Genomic DNA, 15,163 nt, shown 5'->3' on the forward strand with positions numbered 1-15,163 from the left:
GGAACCTCGCAAGATCGATCAGGTACCTCGGGGGCGGCGTACGGCGCGCAGCTTGCCGCTGGCGCCGCCGCCGCAATAGAACAGGTCGGCGCCGTCCGACTCCAGTCCGCTGACGCCGACATTCGCCGGCATGGCCAGGCGCTCGATCACAGCGCCGTCCGCCGGATCCACGCGGCGAAGTTCGCTCTCGTCGCCCTCCCAGGTGCCGTGCCAGAGTTGCCCGTCCACCCAGGTCACGCCGGTGACGAAGCGGTTGGACTCGATCGTGCGTCGCACCGCGCCGGTCTCCGGATCGATCTGGACGATCTTGCGGTCACGGTACTGGCCGACCCACAGGCTGCCTTCCGCCCAGGTGAGTCCGGAATCGCTGCCCTGGCCCGACGGCGCCGGGATCGTGCCGACGACACGGCCGCTCTGCGGGTCGATCTTCCGGATCTGCGAGTCGCCGATCTGGTAGAGGTGGCGGCCGTCGAAGGCCGTGCCGGCATCCGCGACGCAGGGCAGCGTGCGCTGGACCTCGCCGCTGGCGGGATCGATCGCCAGCAGGCCGAGCGCGGTGGCTGCCCAGACGCGGTCGCCGTCGTGGCTCACGCCGTGGACGGCCGGTGCGCCGGGGTAGGGGCCGAACTCGCGGACGACCTCGGCCGCGCGGGCCGCGGGCAGGGCCGCATTGGAGGCCATCCGTGCCTCGGCATGGGGATCGCAGGCGGCGGGATTGGAAGCAGTCATCGTCATCTCCTGTACGGCGAAACCGTCGCCGCATGGACCTCAATCTATCCAGCGGGCGGAAGAGCGGGGAGTAACAAGATCGTCGCGATTCCCGTCATCGGCGGCGCGAGCCAGCGCTTGGCGCGCGCCTGGCCGATCGCGCGGACCCGCCCCTCGACCTCGAGCGTAGCGAGCGCGCGCTGCACCGTCCGCTGGCTGGCGCCGAGCGCCAGCGCCAGCGCCGACGTCGACCAGGCCGCGCCGTCGGCCAGCAGGGCCTGCAGCGAGGCGGTCTCGTTTTCCAGGGGCGGTACCAGCAGCGTCACCGCGCGCTCGCCGGCCACCCTCAATGCGAAGCCCTTGTGCGTCGCTTCGATGCGGGCGACGGGGTCGATCAGCGCGCGCAGGCGGCCCAGCTCGACGCGCAATCGCGCGCGATGGGTCTCGTCGGGATGGCGGGTCCGGAACGCGCGGAGGATGAGCGTCGCGCGATCCGCGTCGCCGGGCCAGGCTTCAGCGAGCACGCGTGCCAGCGCGAACAGCACGGGTCGGCGCGAGAGGTCGACATGGAGCCCGGCGCCGCGGAGGCTGCGCCGGCAGGCGTCCACGATCAGCATCGGCGACGCCAGCAAGGCCTCGACCTCTTCCAGCCGCAAGCTCCGCGCCTGGCTGCCGTCGATGCGGCGGGCGGCCGGGTGATCGAGCGAGGCGCGAAGATCGCTCGCCTCCGCGATCAGGGCTGTCACGCCAGCACGTTGCGCGGCGACGAGCGCTCGTTCGACGGCGACCCGGGCAGCGCCGATGCGCAAGGCACGCATCGCGAGTTCCGCCGAGGCCAGCGCCACCATCGCGACGAGCAGGGGCGGCGCGCCGGCGACGTCCTCCGCGGGGAGCGCATCGGCGGCCTGATCGAGGCGCCCCAGCAGGATCAGGCGTCGAGCGGCGACCAGCCGTGCCTGAAGCGCGTTGGCACGATCGTCATGGGCGTCCAGCGTCTCGGCGGCCTGCAGCAGTGGACGCGTCGGATCGCCGAGATCGCGCATCGCCAGCGCGACCTCCGCTTCGGCCACGACGCAGCGCGCGCACGCGACGGCCTCCTTCGGTCCGAACGTCTTGGCGGCCTGCCGCAGCAATTCGCGGGCGCGCGAGTGCTCGCCGAGCTGCGCCATCGCAATGCCGCGCAGTGCGAGCGCCGCCGGGTCGTCGCGCAGGGCGACCCGCTGCAGCGCGCTCAACGCGTCCCCGGCGGCGAGGAAGCGGGCGGCAGCGGTGATGAGGGCGTCCATGGAGGCCGAGCTTAAGCGCCGGCGGCAGCGGGCCCGGATCCCCGGGGGTCAGGGAGACCCCTCGTCGGCAGGTGCCGGGGGCCACGAATACACTCCTGGCCATGGAACTGAAGATCGTCGTCTATTCGAAGTCCGCCTGCCCGCAATGCGACACGGCGAAGAGTCTGCTCAAGTCCCGCGGGATGGACTATCAGGAGATCCTGATCGACGACGAGGCCGAACGCCTGGCCTTCTACGAGAAGTGCGGCCCGTCCGTCCGCCAGATGCCGCAGGTCTTCATCAACGACCAGCGCGTCGGCGGCGTCACCGGCCTGCAGGCGGCGCTGAAGCAGCTGGGCCGCTGATCGCGGCGCGCCTCGCGGTGTCCTACGCCGCGACGGCCTGAATGCCTACAGGCGGGCGATCTCGCTCGTCCCAGACTGAACTCAGCCGCCGATCTGCGTCGGCATAGGAGTTCCGTCATGGCGCAGTCATCTCCCGCCTCGCCGAAGGATTCATCCGCCACGCCTGCGTTGAAGGACGCCAAATCCCTCGCGAAGGCCAACGCCAAGCCCTATCCCGGCGACAGCCCCGAATACCGCGCAGCGCGCGAGGCGCTGCTCGCCGAGGAGGTGGAGCTCCGCCGCCACCTCTGGCGCGTCGCGGAACAGCGTCGCGCGCTGCCGCTCGGCGGCGAGGCCGAGCCGTACCGCTTCCTCGACGAAAACGGCAAGGAAGTCGGCCTCGCCGATCTCTTCGGCCAGCACGACACGCTGCTCACCTACTTCTGGATGTACGGCCCGCAGCGCGAGCGGCCGTGTCCGATGTGCACGTCCTTCCTGGGCTCGCTGGACATCCCGCTGCGCGACCTCGATCAGCGCGTCGCCGTCGCGGTGCTGGGGCGTTCGCCGGTCTCGCGGCAGCTCGCCTTCGCGCGCGAACGCGGATGGCGCAACCTGCGCTTCTTCCAAACCGTCGGCGATCAGTTCACGACCACCTTCAAGCTGATCGACGACCAGGGCTTCGAGTACCCCGCGCTGACCGTCTGGGTGCGGCGCGGCGACAAGGTTTTCCACTTCTGGAGCGCCGAGAGCGGCGGCACCGAGGACCCCGGCCAGGACGCGCACGGCGCGCCGGAGATCGCGCCGCTGTGGAACGTGCTCGACCTGACCCCGGGCGGGCGCGGGTCGAATTGGTATCCGAAGCTGGACTACTGAAGGGGCTTGCGTTGGGGGAGACGCTAAAGTCGGCGGCTTCTTCCAAAGACTGCGAAAGCACCATGTCCCTGCTCGACGTTCCCAGCCCGATCGACCTTCGCGAGATGTCCGACGCCCGCCAATGGGCCGACGAGGCGATGGTCAAACGGCCCTGGCGGACGGAGTTCTTCGCCGCGTTCGCCGAGGCGCTCGAGGCCGGCCATGCACATCGCGTGCTGGAGTTGGGATCGGGACCGGGCTTCCTCGCGCAGTACCTGCTCGAGGCCTTGCCGGCGATCGACTATGTGGCGCTCGATTTCTCGCCGGCCATGCACCAGCTCGCTGCTGAACGCGTCGGCGACGCCGCGCGGCGCGTGCGTTTCGTCGAGCGCAGTTTCCGCGAGCCGGACTGGGTCGAGGGCCTTGGCCCGTTCGATCACGTCGTGACCAATCAGGCCGTGCACGAGTTGCGCCACAAGCGCCACACGCGCGCGCTGCACGAACAGGTGCGGGGATTGCTCGCGCCGGGCGGCCGCTACCTGGTCTGCGACCATTTCGCGGGTGACGGCGGCATGAAGAACGATCAGCTCTACATGAGCATCGAGGAGCAGCGCGTCGCGCTGGCCGAAGCCGGCTTCGCGCGCGTCGAGCCGCTGCTGCTCAAGCGCGGCCTGATGCTGTACGCCGCGTCGGTCGAACGCTGAGCGCGGCCGATCGGTCCCGCACGCGCGCCTTCCCGGCGCGCGCTGCGCGATCAGCGTCCGGCGATCACTTCGCCGGTGCGAGGCCCAGCAGCCCGTCGCGCGTGCTGCCGCGCACCTTGGGGCCGATCCAGACCTTCATCATCATCGGGAAGAAGCTCTCGCCCTGGATGGTGTCGCCGACCTTCGCGCCGTTGACGCTGAACTCGGTCGTCTGCTTCGCGGGGTCGTAGTCGATGGTGACCAGATCGCCCTTGAGCAGCTTCGCGCGGTTGCCGAAGACGACGCCCAGCTGCGAGGTCTGGATGATGTTCTTCGCGAACTCGTCGGCCGCGTTCTGGCGGATGCGGTCCAGCATCGCGTTGGCCAGGTCGCGCGAGGACACGTCGCGCATCATGTAGAAGGTGATGCGCTTCGCGCCCTTCTCGGCGACGGCGGCTTCCATCGTCGTCTGCTTCTTCGGCAGGTAGAAGGCCACCGCGGTCGAGCGCGTCGACAGGATGCTCGACGTGGCCGCGCCGTTCAGCTGCAGCGTCTGGTTGTGCAGCAGCGCCGTGTCCTGGAACTTGAAGCCCTCGACTTCCACCTCCGCCGCGAAGGCGAACGAGGACATCGCGGCGAGGCCGATGAACAGGGCATTCCGGACGGAGCGGGTGAAGGTGGAACGTTGCATGGGGAAGTCTCCTCGCAGTGACGCGTCGTGTTGTGGGATTGAGCCGCGGGCCGACCGGACGCGGTGGCGAAAAGTGGCGTGGCTCGTGGCGTCGCGAGTTCGGGCCGATGGTGACGGCGATCGCGTGGCGCGTTGCGGACCGGATTAAAGCGCGGCGGGGTGTGGCGCGTCAGCCCCGCAAACTGGGGCCGTGCCTCTAATCCGGGGCGCGATGTGACGAATGGCACAAGCCCCGGACCCTTCCGCTGGCACGATGCGCTCCGATTCGAAAATCCAGAACTCCCCGGAGGGATCCCCGTGTTCATCGACCTTCTCCGCGCGCGCCCGTCCGCGCTCGCCACTGCCTTCCTCACGCTGGTCGCCGTCGCCGGTACCGCGCATGCCACCGAGAACAGCCAGGTGCGCGCGCTGCTCGGCGCGCCGTCCTATGAGATCTCGACGCCGCAGTTCCCCGGCGTCTATCTGCAGACCTGGTACCAGCACTACGAGGCCGACAAGCTGCGCGACGCCGACGGCAACACGCCCACGCGCTCGCTGACGCTGCCCGGCGTCGGCACGCTGCCGCTGACGGTCAACGGGTCGATCAAGGCCGACGTCTTCGTGCCGCGCATCACCTGGGTGACCGAGAAGATCGTGATGGACGGCCGGCTGGGCTTCTCCGCCGCGTTCCCGATGGTCAAGCAGACCAACGACTTCACGCTGAGCACGGTGCTGCCCGCCGGCCTGCCGGCCGCCGCCGTGACGCAGATCAACCAGCAGCTGGCCGCCGCCGGCGGCGCGCTGTCGGGCACGCGCAGCGGCATGGCCGATCCGGAACTCGCCGCCTACATCGACTGGCAGCAGGACGAATCGCGCGTCGCCGTCGGCGTCGCGTTCAATCCGCCGATGGGCTCGTACGACGCGGGCCGCGCGGTGAACCCGGGCGCCGGCAAGTACTGGACCTTCAAGCCGCTGCTGGTCGCGTCGCGCGTGTGGGAGAACGGCTTCGCCGTCGGCCTGCGCGCCACGTACTCGATCAACACGCGCAACGACGACACCGGCGTGCGTTCCGGCCAGTACCTGCATGCGGACTGGTCCGGCACCTACAACGTCAACGACCAGTGGAAGGTCGGCGTGCAGGGCTACGTGCTCAAGCAGTTCACCGCCGATCGCGGCGGCGATGCCGGCGCCAACAAGGTCCAGGCGCTGTCCGCCGGCCCGCTGATCGCCTACCTGGCGGAGAGCGGCGAGTGGGGCGTCGACTTCAAGGTGATGAAGGAGTTCTCGGTGCGCAACCGCCCCGAGGGCACCATCACCTGGCTGCGCCTGAACTACCGCCTGAACTGATCGCCGGACGACGGAGGGCGCCCCGATCGCGGGGCGTCGTTCAACGAAGCGCGCCCGCGTGATGCCGGCGCGCTTCGTCGTTCCTGGCGTCAGAAGTCGTAGATGTGCTCGATGTGATCGCCGGCCCGGTCGGCGCGTCTGAGCTCATCGCCCAGACGCGCGATCGGCAGCGCGATCACCGCGCGCTTGGTGCCCGGTCGCGTGAGGATGGGCTGCTCGAAGAGCAGCCGCGCCCCGGTCGGCTGCCAGGCCTGCGGGACCAGTTCGCTGACCACGATCTCGCCGGTGTTGCCGGCGACGCTGAGGAAGTCCACGTCCTGCCGCGCCAGCCATCGGCTGTAGCCCGTGAAACCTTCGTAGCGGGGAATCGTTGCGAAGACCGGTCCCGGTGCCGGCGACACGGCGCCCGATGTCGGGGACGAGACCGGAGACGACGCAGGCGTTGGCGACGACATCGGCGGGACGATGAAGTCCGGATGCGCGGCGCGCCCGGCCGCGTCGTCCGGCGCCCGGCTCAGCCATACCGCGGTCACCGGTTTCGGCGCGTCATAGATCGTCTGGGTGCCCCGCTTGATGAGCCGCGCATAAGCTTCCTTGACGAGCAGTTCCGTCGTGAGCAGGTAGCGGCGCTCCCACTTGCGCGCCATGTTCGGACCCGTCATCGGCACGTCGCGCCACAGCGAGGTCAGCTGCGAGGCGAAGTCGAACTTGTACCAGGGGTCGACGCGGATGAAGTCGACGTAGTCCTGCGCATACCGCGCCGCGAAACGCTCCTCGTCCACCGGCCCGCCCGTACCGCGCAGGCCTTCGGCGATGCGGCCGACCGTGCGCTCGTAGACGCCCTTGAGCGCGTACTCCACCGTCGTGCTGACACCGATGACCATCACCATCAGGTGGTAGCCGCCGTTGAACGGGTAGCGCTCGATCTCGCGGCTGATCGCGCCGTACGACTGCCAGAACTGCCCGATGTGCGCGAACAGCGGGAAGCGGCTCGGCGCGTCGCTGCGTCCCAGCCATGCGGCGTACTCCGCCGGGCTGTGCACCAGGTACCACTCGGGGAAGGTGAGGAAGGTCTGGTCGGGTGTGCGACGGTCCTCGACCGGCGTCTCCGGCACGGCCGCGGCGATCGGCGACGCGTGGGGCGCCACCGGCTCGGCGGCGCCGACGGTGCCGGCGCCGCCGAAGGCCACCGTGATCCCGATGGCCAGCATCGACAGGGCGATCCGGACCCCGTTGAACCGGCCTCGCGCGCGTGATGGCGATGGCGATGGCGATGGCGAGTGTCGTGTCGACCGTGTGTTCATGCGACCTCCGCCGCCTTGATGAAGCAGAACAACGTGTTCATCGTCGGATCGTTGGCCTGCAGCACGCGATGGCCGCTGTCCTCGAAGCCGGCCTCGCGCAGGCGATCGACCCAGTCCTGTCCCGAGGCGAAGTGGCGCCGCTCCGCGACGTTGCTCTCCCAGGTCTCGCCCAGTCCGGCGTTGAAGACCGTGTGTGCCAGCGACACCAGCGCCCCGAGGTCGGGATCGCGCACGTCGTGATCGCGCACGATGAAGGCGCCGCCGGGGCGCATCACGCGATGGACCGAACGCAGGAAGGGGCCCAGCGTCTCCGGCGTCATGTGATGCAGGCCGATGTAGCAGGTCACCAGCCCGATGCTGCCGGAGGCGATGGCGTCGGGCAGCGGTGCATAGTCGTCGAGCGTGAAGTGCCGGCCGGGCCGCGCGATCCGGCCGCGTTCGACGATGTCGACGGGCGAGTTGCCCTGCGGCTTCTCCTCGACGAACACCAGCTCGCCGCGCAGCCGCAGCGCCTTCGCCAGTCCGCCGTGATAACGCGCCTTGGAGCCGATCTCCAGGTAGCCGTCGAACTCGCGTTCCGCGAGCACGGTCAGCGTCTGCCGCGTCATCTCCGCCTTCTGCTTGAACAGCGCGGGGAGCGCGTAGCGCAGCTCCGCGGCGGCCGGCTTGATCGACGGCAGGCGGCGCTGGATGTCGCGGTAGATGCTTTCCTCGTCGCGATGGCGCGCGACGGCGTCCGCGATCAGATGATGGAAGCGGTCCTCCGGCGCCGTGTGGAACACGTTCTGGAGGAACAGGTAGAAGGCGTCCGATAGCCGCGTGTCGCCGAACACGCGATGGAACTCCGTGCTGCCGGCGGCAGCAGCCGGAGCGACGCTCGCTGGCGCCTCCGCGACGGCAGCCGCCCCCTCCTTGGCCTCCATCGCCTCCGCGGCATGGACGGCATCCACCGCGCAGCCTGGCTCCGGGCAGTACTTGTCCCAGAGTGCGTTGGTGAAGCGGTGGCGCGGGTCCAGCCGCTGCTTGAGCGCAAAGAGCTCGCGCGCACCCGGATAGGCGCGGTGGAACTGCTCCTGAGTCGCGTGCGGCTGGTAGGGCAGGTAGTAGGCGCCGCCCACCGACAGCGCCGCGTCGATCAGCTCGCGCGTCCACACGGCGACGCGGCGACGCGCGTTCTCGCGGGTGCGCTGCTTGTGATAGAGCACGAAGGCGAAGGTCTCCGTCGGCGCCCAGGCCAGCAGCGTGTCCGGATCCGGCATCGCATGGCGGATCGAGATGTTGAGCGCGTTCACCCGATGCCGCCGCAGGATCTCGGCCATCTTCGGCACGAAGTCCGTCAGGCGCTCCACCGGCACGAAGTACTCCTGCAGCACGTAGGTGCGGTGCATGCGCGTCGGCGGCTCCAGCTCGGCCACGTCGTAGCCGGCCTCGTAGTTGCGCCAGTGCACCTTGCCGCGCAGGTAGAGCAGCGGATCGATCAGCTTCTCGCGGCGCTCCTTGCCGAAGGGCGTCTCCGACATCGACCACAGGAAGTAGCGGTGCAGCGGATACGACGCGCGCAGCGGCTGCAGCCGGTCGGGAACGGTGGCGGGCTTGTCGGTCTCTTTCCAGGTGACCGCGCGCAGCGTGCGGTAGTGGGGGCCGTAGAGGTCCGCGTTGTGGAAGACCGCGGCCGGGTTGCCGCGCACCTGGTCCTTGAAATAGCGCCAGTAGTCTTCCACCGGCATGACGGCGTCGTGGCGTTCCACCTTCTGGTTGGTGTCGAGGTCGAGCTCGACCTCCACGATCACGCCGAGTGCCCCGTAGCCGCCGATGGCGCCGCGGAAGATTTCCGCGTGCGACTCGCGCGTGGCCTCGACGACGCTGCCGTCATGGAGCGCGACGCGGATCGCGCGCACCGACAGCACCAGCGGGCCGAGACCGACATAGCGGCCGTGGCAGTTGACGCTCAGCGCGCCGCCGACGGTGAAGTTGGCGTAGGTCTGCATGATCTTCACCGACAGCCCGTGCGGGTCGATGAAGCGCTGGATGTCGCACCAGCGCGTGCCGGCCTGGACGCGGATGGTGCGCGCCGTCGGCGAGAAAGCGACCACGCGGTTCATGGACCGCATGTCGATGTGCAGGCTGCCGGGGCTGGCCGTCTGGCCGCCCATGCTGAAACGACCGCCGCCGATGGACACGGGGCCGCTGGTGCGCCGCAGCGCTTCCTGGACCTCGTCGACCGATTCCGGCGCGACGATGGCCATGACGCGCACCGGATTCAGGCCGGTCACGTCGTTGACGATGTGATGGGAAGAGGAACTCATGGGGCGACGGTGAGGTAGTCGGCGGAATGCCGCGGGTCGAAGCGGCGGCCCTCGGGCACGGAGCGGCGCAGGCCGCATTCGAGGCACAGCGCCAGCGGGCCCAGCACGGGCAGCGCCGCGAGGAGCAGCCACCAGGCGGAGCGTCCGCGGTCGTGCAGGCGTCGGCCCCAGATCGAGATCAGCAGGACGGTCGCCGCCAGCGCGGCGATCCATCCCAGCGGGGTGTCCGCGACCGCGATCGCGATCCACAGCGCGAGCGGCACCAGCGTGACGTGGCGCAGCCAGAATCCGCTTCGCGTGAGCGTGCCGGCCGTCGAGAGTTCCCTCACGGCCGCGTTTGTCGATGGCATGGCCATTCCTCCCAGGCGCGCATCATGCCGCAGGGCGCGTGTCGCCCCGGCCCCCGGATACCCGCCCGGGTGAGGGGCCTCAGCGCTCGTAGAGCTCCAGCGGCAGTCCGTCGGGATCGGCGAAGAAGGTGAAGCGCTTGCCGGTGAGTTCGTCGACGCGCACCGGCTCGACGGCGATCCCCTGGGCCTCGAGCGCACGCTTGCCGGACTCGACGTCGTCGACCTCGAAGGCCAGGTGGCGCAGCCCCTGCGCCTCCGGATACGAGGGCCGCGGCGGCGCGTCGGGGAAACTGAACAGCTCGATCTGCGAGCCGTCCGGCAGCGCCAGGTCCAGCTTGTACGAGCGCCTGGCCTCGCGGTAGGTCTCGGCGATCACCCGCAGGCCCAGGACCTCGGTGTAGAAGCGCCGCGAGCGCGCGTAGTCGGCGCAGATGATCGCGGTGTGATGGATGCGCAGCAGCATGGTCAGTCCAGTCCGTCGTGTCGGTCGCTTTGCTCGTGTCGGTCGTGCCGGTCCGTCCGTTCCCGGCGGGGCGCCGCCGACCGCGGCCCGGTCCTCAAGGCGGTCCGCAGTTCGTCGAGGTCGACGGGCTTGACCATGTGGTCGTCGAAGCCCGCCTCCCGTGTCTTCTCGCGGTCCTGTTCCTGACCCCAGCCGGTCAGTGCGATCAGGCGCGGATGGCCGATGTCGTCGCCCATCGCGCGCAGCCGCCGGGCGACCTCGTGGCCGTCCATCCCCGGCATGCCGATGTCCAGCAGGATCGCGTCGGGTCGAAGCTGGCGGACGGCCCCCAGTGCCGACGGCCCGTCATAGGCGACCGCCACTTCCGCGCCCATCAGGCGCAGCAGTTCCGCGGTCGTGTCGGCGGCGTCGCGGTTGTCGTCGACCAGCAGCAGCCGCGCGGTCAGCGGGTCCTCGTCCTGCGCGGGCGCGTTCGCGTCCGTGCCCGTGTGCGGCGCGGGGATCTCCGGCAGCCGCAGCTGGAAGCTGCTGCCCTGTCCCGGGCCGTCGCTGGTAGCGGTCAACTGGCCGCCGTGCAGCCGCGCCAGCGTCTGCGACAGGCTCAGGCCGATGCCGAGCCCACCCTGCGATCGGCTGTGCGAGCGGTCCAGCTGCGAGAACAGCTCGAACAGCTGCGGCAGCTGCCCGGCCGCGATGCCGATGCCGTTGTCCGTCACGGTCAGGACGGCTTCGCCGCCCTCGCGCGTGACGTGCACGTCGATGCGCCCGCCCGCGTCGGTGTAGCGCGCCGCGTTGTTCAGCAGGTTCACGAGCAGTTGCGTGAGCCGCACCAGGTCGCCGCGGACCCAGGGCGCCGCGCCGTCGAAGCGCAGCGTCAGGCGATGGCCTTCGCGATCGATCAACGGACGGCTGCTCTCCACCGCCGCGTCGACGACTGCGCCGAGGCTCACCGGTGCATGTTGGAGCGTGATCAGTCCGCGGCTGATGCGCGAGACCTCCAGCAGGTCGTCGACCAGCCGCACCATGTGATTGACCTGACGCTCGAGCAATTCGCGGATGCCGGTGAGTCGCCCCTCGCGGTCGGCGGCCTCGAGCAGGTGCACCGCGTTGCGGATCGGCGCCAGCGGATTGCGCAGTTCATGCGCCAGCGTCGCGAGGAACTCATCCTTGCGCCGGTCCGAGCGCAGCAGCCGCTCCTCGCGGTCCTGCGCGATCGCCTGGTTGCGCGCGCGCTCGACCGCGACGCGCGTGCGGTGCGCCGTCTCCCGGATCAGCGACACCTCGTCAGGGCTCCAGGCGCGCGGCGACTCGTCGTGCACGAACAGCAGCGCCACGAGGCGGCCTTGTTCCAGCACCGGCACATTCACGATCGACCGCACCCGCATCCTGTCGAAGGAGTCGCGATGGTCGCGCGTGCGCGGATCGTCGCGGACATCGGCGATCTCGACGACCTCGTCGCGCTTGAGCTGGTCCACGAAGCTGCCGTAGTCGCGGAAGCGGCGCATCCCCGCCAGGCTGTCCAGATCGCCGAGCCGCCAGTCGCGTTCGATGCGCACGGTTTCCGTCTCGTGATCGACGGTGCAGTAGCCGGCCCGCGTCGCGGTCAGCATCATCCCCAGCATCTGCGCCGAAGCGAAGCCGATGTCCGCCGGCGATCCGACGTCCCTCAGCCGGTCGCTGAGCCCGGCGAGCGCCGCGCCGCGCTGCTCGCCGCGCACGCGCGCCGTCACGTCGACGCCTTCGACGAAGAGGTGGGTGACCGCGCCGCGGTCGTCGCGGATCGGCTGGTAGACGAAGTCCAGGAAGTGTTCCTCCGACTGGCCGTCGGGCGTGTCGGCGGTGAACAGCGCCGCCTGCGCCGTGTAGGCGCGCCCGGTCGCATAGACCTCGTCCAGCAGCGCCACATAGCCCTGCGCGGCCGCGTCGGGCAGCGCCTCCGCGACCGTGCGGCCGACCACGTCGCGGCCGCCGATCAGCCGCCGGTAGGCCGGATTGACGCTCTCGAAGCGGTGCTCCGGGCCGGCCAGCACGGCCATGAAGCTCGGCGCCTGCTCGAAGAGCTGCGTCAGCCGCTCGCGCTCGCCGCGGACGCGGCGCTCGGCCATCACCTTGCCGGTGGTCTCGACGACGATGGCCATCACGCCGGCGGGTGTCCCCTCGTCGTCCAGCAACGGCGAGTAGTCGAGGTTCATCCAGACGTCCTCGGCGCGGCCGTGACGGTGCAGGACGAGTGCCTGGTCCTGGTAATGCAGCGTGCCGCCGGCCAGGCCGACGCGCATGACGTTGTCGTTGAATTCGGCGACCTCGGGCCAGCCCTTGCGCACGTTGCTGCCGAGCAGCTGCGGATGCCGCGCGCCGGCGAACAGCCCATACGCGTCGTTGTAGATCATCACGCCGGGCTCGCCCCAGAGCATCACGATCGGCGTGCGCGCGCGCAGCATCAGGGCCGTCGCATGGCGGACGTGGTCGGGCCACAGGTCCAGGGGACCGAGCGCGGTCGCTCCCCAGTCGAAGGCCGCGATCAGCGGCGCGATCGCGCCGCCGCCGGACAGGAACGGCGGCAGCACGCGCGGATCGGCGCGATCCAGGGGATCGCTGCGACCGGGGGATCCGGGGGGACGGGAGGGGCGGAGGGGGCAGCCAATTGCGCTCCCGCGAGTCGGGGGATGCGGAAGTATCCGCTGAACCGCCGGACCGTCCTGTCGGCCGGGCGGCCGTCGACCCGTCAGTGGGCGCCGGCGCTCACGAGCACGTCGCGCGGGCCCGCCACGAAGCGGTAGCCAGAGGCCGGCATCGGCGAAGCCTCGTCGTCCAGCGCATAGACATGCAGATGCACGCCCGCGCCGCCGGCCTCGAACTGGCAGTGGCCGCCGACGCTCGTGCCCTTGGCCAGGCGGCGGTCGAGGTCGTCGTCGTCGTCGTGGACCTCGGCGTTCACCCAGACGTAGTCCAGTCCCTGCGTGCCGTGCTCGACGGCTGTCGAGCGCACCGGCTGGCCGTGCAGCATCGGGCGCAGCAACGCGACGCAACGGTCGTGCTGCGCGGTTTCATAGGCGGTCATGTCCGGCTTGCGGCCGGTCGACTCCGACCTGCAGGCGCTCAGCAGCGCGCACAGGACTGCCACTGCGAGCACAGCACGGACTGCGGTCGCAGGGCGCTGGATCGAGTGAAGGTCAGTCACGGCAACTCCTGGATCGTCCCGCTGGACCGCAGGACGAGGGGCGCAGCCTACCGGGCCTTCGTCAAGCGCGTGTGAATGGGGTTTCTGGGCGACATGCGCCCGGCCCCTGATCCTTGGGACATCGAGCCTTGCGGGATCGAGCTGTCGGGCCGCTCCTTCTGGGCGAGCGTCGACGGTGCATCGCCCCCTCCTGCAGTTCGTCCGCTCTGGAGGCCGGTTGGTCGGAGGACCCTCCGCCGCGGGCGCGCTTGCCTAGACTGCGCCCCGACATCAACTTTCGAGGGACCCGTTCCATGACCATCCGCTCCATTCCCGCCGCCCGTCCGATGGCCTGGCTGCTGGCCGGCGCCGCCGCCGTCCTGTCGACCGGCTGCGTGATCGCTCCCAACACCAGCGAGGCCAACACGCAGCGCATGGAAGACGTCCGCAAGATGAGCGAACAGGCCAGCGCCACCTGCGGCGCGGGCAACGTCAAGGAAGTGAACGCCAAGAGCTTCACCTGCAAGTGACAGACGGGGGGCCGTAGTCCGCCCTTCGAGAGGGGCTCGGCGTGGCAGGGGCATCGGCCTTGCGCGATCATCAGGACCCGTCTTGTCGAGTCCAGGATCCGCGGCCATGCCTACCTCCAGCGCGCCTTTCTCCCCGTTCTTCCTCGGCACCCGGTTGCCGCTGGTCCAGGCACCGATGGCCGGCGTGCAGGACGCGCGGCTGGCGCTCGCGGTGAGCAACGCGGGCGGGCTGGGTTCGCTGCCCGCGGCGATGCTGACGCCCGAGGTGCTCCAGAAGGAGTTGAAGGCCTTGCGCGACGGCACCGACAAGCCGTTCAACGTCAACTTCTTCGCCCACTCCCCGCCGGCGCCGGACGATGCGCGCGAGGCCCGCTGGCGCGATCGCCTCGGACCGTACTACGCCGAGTTCGGCATCGATCCGACGCAGATCAAGGCGGGCCCCGGACGGGCGCCGTTCACCGCGGAGATCGCCGACCTGGTCGAGCCGTTCAAGCCGCCGGTGGTGAGTTTCCATTTCGGCCTGCCGTCGGCGGAACTGGTCGCGCGCGTGAAGGGCTGGGGCAGTCTGGTCCTGGGCAGCGCGACCACGGTCGACGAGGCCCGATGGCTGGAGGCGCATGGCGCCGACGGTGTCATCGCGCAAGGCTGGGAGGCGGGCGGTCATCGCGGCCACTTTCTCAGCGACGACCTGACGCGTCAGCCGGGGACGATGGCGTTGCTGCCGCAGATCGTACGCGCGGTGAGGGTGCCGGTGATCGCGGCGGGCGGCATCGCCGATGTGCGTGGCATCCGCGCGGCGCTGGCGCTGGGCGCGTCGGCGGTGCAACTGGGCACGGCCTTCCTGCTGTGCGAGGAAGCGACGACCAGTGCGCCGCACCGGGCGGCGCTGCGCGACCCGGCGAATCACCACACGGCGGTGACGAATCTCTTCACCGGTCGGCCTGCGCGCGGCATCGTGAACCGCTACATGCGCGAGGTCGGTCCGTTGAACGACGCGGCGCCGGAGTTCCCGCTGGCGACCTCCAGCATTGCGCCGTTGCGCGCGAAGGCCGAGGCGCAAGGCAGCGGCGATTTCTCGCCGCTATGGTCGGGGCAGAACTTCGCCGCGGTGCGTGAGATCGGCGCGGCGGCGCTCGTGACCGAGCTCAGCGCGGCGTTCTGATCTCTCAAAGTTCTCGGTG

15 protein-coding genes are annotated in these 15,163 nt (G+C 70.2%); 6 read left to right on the forward strand and 9 right to left on the reverse strand.

The window, feature by feature from the left end:
• Positions 1-18: 18 nt before the first annotated feature.
• The gene (locus ACQ859_RS06175) at positions 19-681 is read right to left on the reverse strand and encodes a DUF5074 domain-containing protein (RefSeq protein WP_431266473.1); all 663 of its coding nucleotides are present in this window, start codon (positions 679-681) and stop codon (positions 19-21) included.
• 92 nt (positions 682-773) lie between these two features.
• Positions 774-1,994, reverse strand: a complete 1,221-nt coding sequence (locus tag ACQ859_RS06180) for a helix-turn-helix domain-containing protein (protein ID WP_431265028.1) — start codon at positions 1,992-1,994, stop codon at positions 774-776.
• A 101-nt stretch (positions 1,995-2,095) separates the two neighbouring features.
• Between ACQ859_RS06180 and ACQ859_RS06185 the strand changes: the two genes are divergently transcribed.
• The 3 genes from ACQ859_RS06185 (at position 2,096) to ACQ859_RS06195 (ending at position 3,873) form a co-directional block, all read left to right on the forward strand.
• A complete protein-coding gene (locus ACQ859_RS06185) occupies positions 2,096-2,338 on the forward strand; it encodes a glutaredoxin domain-containing protein (protein ID WP_088404873.1) in 243 nt (80 codons plus the stop codon).
• Between the two features lie 117 nt (positions 2,339-2,455).
• Positions 2,456-3,190 (forward strand): DUF899 family protein, encoded by a 735-nt coding sequence (locus tag ACQ859_RS06190; protein ID WP_431265029.1) that lies wholly within the window; start codon positions 2,456-2,458, stop codon positions 3,188-3,190.
• A 62-nt stretch (positions 3,191-3,252) separates the two neighbouring features.
• Positions 3,253-3,873 carry a class I SAM-dependent methyltransferase gene (locus tag ACQ859_RS06195; protein ID WP_431265030.1) on the forward strand — a complete coding sequence of 207 codons (621 nt, stop codon included), beginning with the start codon at positions 3,253-3,255 and terminating at the stop codon, positions 3,871-3,873.
• 64 nt (positions 3,874-3,937) lie between these two features.
• Here ACQ859_RS06195 and ACQ859_RS06200 read toward each other — a convergent pair whose 3' ends face one another.
• Positions 3,938-4,543 (reverse strand): chalcone isomerase family protein, encoded by a 606-nt coding sequence (locus ACQ859_RS06200; RefSeq protein WP_431265031.1) that lies wholly within the window; start codon positions 4,541-4,543, stop codon positions 3,938-3,940.
• Between the two features lie 297 nt (positions 4,544-4,840).
• Here ACQ859_RS06200 and ACQ859_RS06205 point away from each other — a divergent pair, with 297 nt between their 5' ends.
• Positions 4,841-5,869, forward strand: a complete 1,029-nt coding sequence (locus ACQ859_RS06205; protein ID WP_431265032.1) for a SphA family protein — start codon at positions 4,841-4,843, stop codon at positions 5,867-5,869.
• Positions 5,870-5,958: 89 nt separating this feature from the next.
• Here ACQ859_RS06205 and ACQ859_RS06210 read toward each other — a convergent pair whose 3' ends face one another.
• The 6 genes from ACQ859_RS06210 to ACQ859_RS06235 form a co-directional block, all read right to left on the reverse strand.
• A complete protein-coding gene (locus ACQ859_RS06210; RefSeq protein WP_431265033.1) occupies positions 5,959-7,080 on the reverse strand; it encodes a hypothetical protein in 1,122 nt (373 codons plus the stop codon).
• Positions 7,081-7,169: 89 nt separating this feature from the next.
• Complete coding sequence (locus ACQ859_RS06215; RefSeq protein WP_431265034.1) at positions 7,170-9,479, reverse strand: FAD-binding protein; 2,310 nt, start codon at positions 9,477-9,479, stop codon at positions 7,170-7,172.
• Positions 9,476-9,829 (reverse strand): DUF805 domain-containing protein, encoded by a 354-nt coding sequence (locus ACQ859_RS06220; RefSeq protein WP_431265035.1) that lies wholly within the window; start codon positions 9,827-9,829, stop codon positions 9,476-9,478. The genes ACQ859_RS06215 and ACQ859_RS06220 overlap by 4 nt, the downstream gene beginning before the upstream one ends.
• A 79-nt stretch (positions 9,830-9,908) precedes the next feature.
• Entirely contained in the window at positions 9,909-10,292 is a 384-nt protein-coding gene (gloA2, locus tag ACQ859_RS06225; protein WP_431265036.1) for an SMU1112c/YaeR family gloxylase I-like metalloprotein, read from the reverse strand.
• Positions 10,293-10,294: 2 nt separating this feature from the next.
• Positions 10,295-12,859, reverse strand: coding sequence for an ATP-binding protein (locus ACQ859_RS06230; RefSeq protein WP_431265037.1), 2,565 nt, complete (start codon positions 12,857-12,859; stop codon positions 10,295-10,297).
• Between the two features lie 158 nt (positions 12,860-13,017).
• Complete coding sequence (locus ACQ859_RS06235; RefSeq protein ID WP_431265038.1) at positions 13,018-13,473, reverse strand: hypothetical protein; 456 nt, start codon at positions 13,471-13,473, stop codon at positions 13,018-13,020.
• A 293-nt stretch (positions 13,474-13,766) separates the two neighbouring features.
• Here ACQ859_RS06235 and ACQ859_RS06240 point away from each other — a divergent pair, with 293 nt between their 5' ends.
• The gene (locus ACQ859_RS06240) at positions 13,767-13,982 is read left to right on the forward strand and encodes a hypothetical protein (RefSeq protein WP_431265039.1); all 216 of its coding nucleotides are present in this window, start codon (positions 13,767-13,769) and stop codon (positions 13,980-13,982) included.
• Between the two features lie 106 nt (positions 13,983-14,088).
• Entirely contained in the window at positions 14,089-15,144 is a 1,056-nt protein-coding gene (locus tag ACQ859_RS06245; RefSeq protein WP_431265040.1) for an NAD(P)H-dependent flavin oxidoreductase, read from the forward strand.
• The last annotated feature ends 19 nt before the right edge of the window (positions 15,145-15,163 follow it).

Origin of the sequence: Roseateles chitinivorans (assembly GCF_050632235.1) — a bacterium.
Taxonomy (GTDB): Bacteria; Pseudomonadota; Gammaproteobacteria; order Burkholderiales; family Burkholderiaceae_C; genus Roseateles; species Roseateles chitinivorans_A.

Bases quoted from the DNA above. Each gene is read 5' to 3' on its own strand.
- ACQ859_RS06175 (WP_431266473.1), bottom strand. From the start codon at position 681: ATGGCCTCCAATGCGGCCCTGCCCGCGGCCCGCGCGGCCGAGGTCGTC.
- ACQ859_RS06180 (WP_431265028.1), bottom strand. From the start codon at position 1,994: ATGGACGCCCTCATCACCGCTGCCGCCCGCTTCCTCGCCGCCGGGGAC.
- ACQ859_RS06185 (WP_088404873.1), top strand. From the start codon at position 2,096: ATGGAACTGAAGATCGTCGTCTATTCGAAGTCCGCCTGCCCGCAATGC.
- ACQ859_RS06190 (WP_431265029.1), top strand. From the start codon at position 2,456: ATGGCGCAGTCATCTCCCGCCTCGCCGAAGGATTCATCCGCCACGCCT.
- ACQ859_RS06195 (WP_431265030.1), top strand. From the start codon at position 3,253: ATGTCCCTGCTCGACGTTCCCAGCCCGATCGACCTTCGCGAGATGTCC.
- ACQ859_RS06200 (WP_431265031.1), bottom strand. From the start codon at position 4,543: ATGCAACGTTCCACCTTCACCCGCTCCGTCCGGAATGCCCTGTTCATC.
- ACQ859_RS06210 (WP_431265033.1), bottom strand. From the start codon at position 7,080: ATGCTGGCCATCGGGATCACGGTGGCCTTCGGCGGCGCCGGCACCGTC.
- ACQ859_RS06215 (WP_431265034.1), bottom strand. From the start codon at position 9,479: ATGAGTTCCTCTTCCCATCACATCGTCAACGACGTGACCGGCCTGAAT.
- ACQ859_RS06220 (WP_431265035.1), bottom strand. From the start codon at position 9,829: ATGCCATCGACAAACGCGGCCGTGAGGGAACTCTCGACGGCCGGCACG.
- gloA2 (WP_431265036.1), bottom strand. From the start codon at position 10,292: ATGCTGCTGCGCATCCATCACACCGCGATCATCTGCGCCGACTACGCG.
- ACQ859_RS06240 (WP_431265039.1), top strand. From the start codon at position 13,767: ATGACCATCCGCTCCATTCCCGCCGCCCGTCCGATGGCCTGGCTGCTG.
- ACQ859_RS06245 (WP_431265040.1), top strand. From the start codon at position 14,089: ATGCCTACCTCCAGCGCGCCTTTCTCCCCGTTCTTCCTCGGCACCCGG.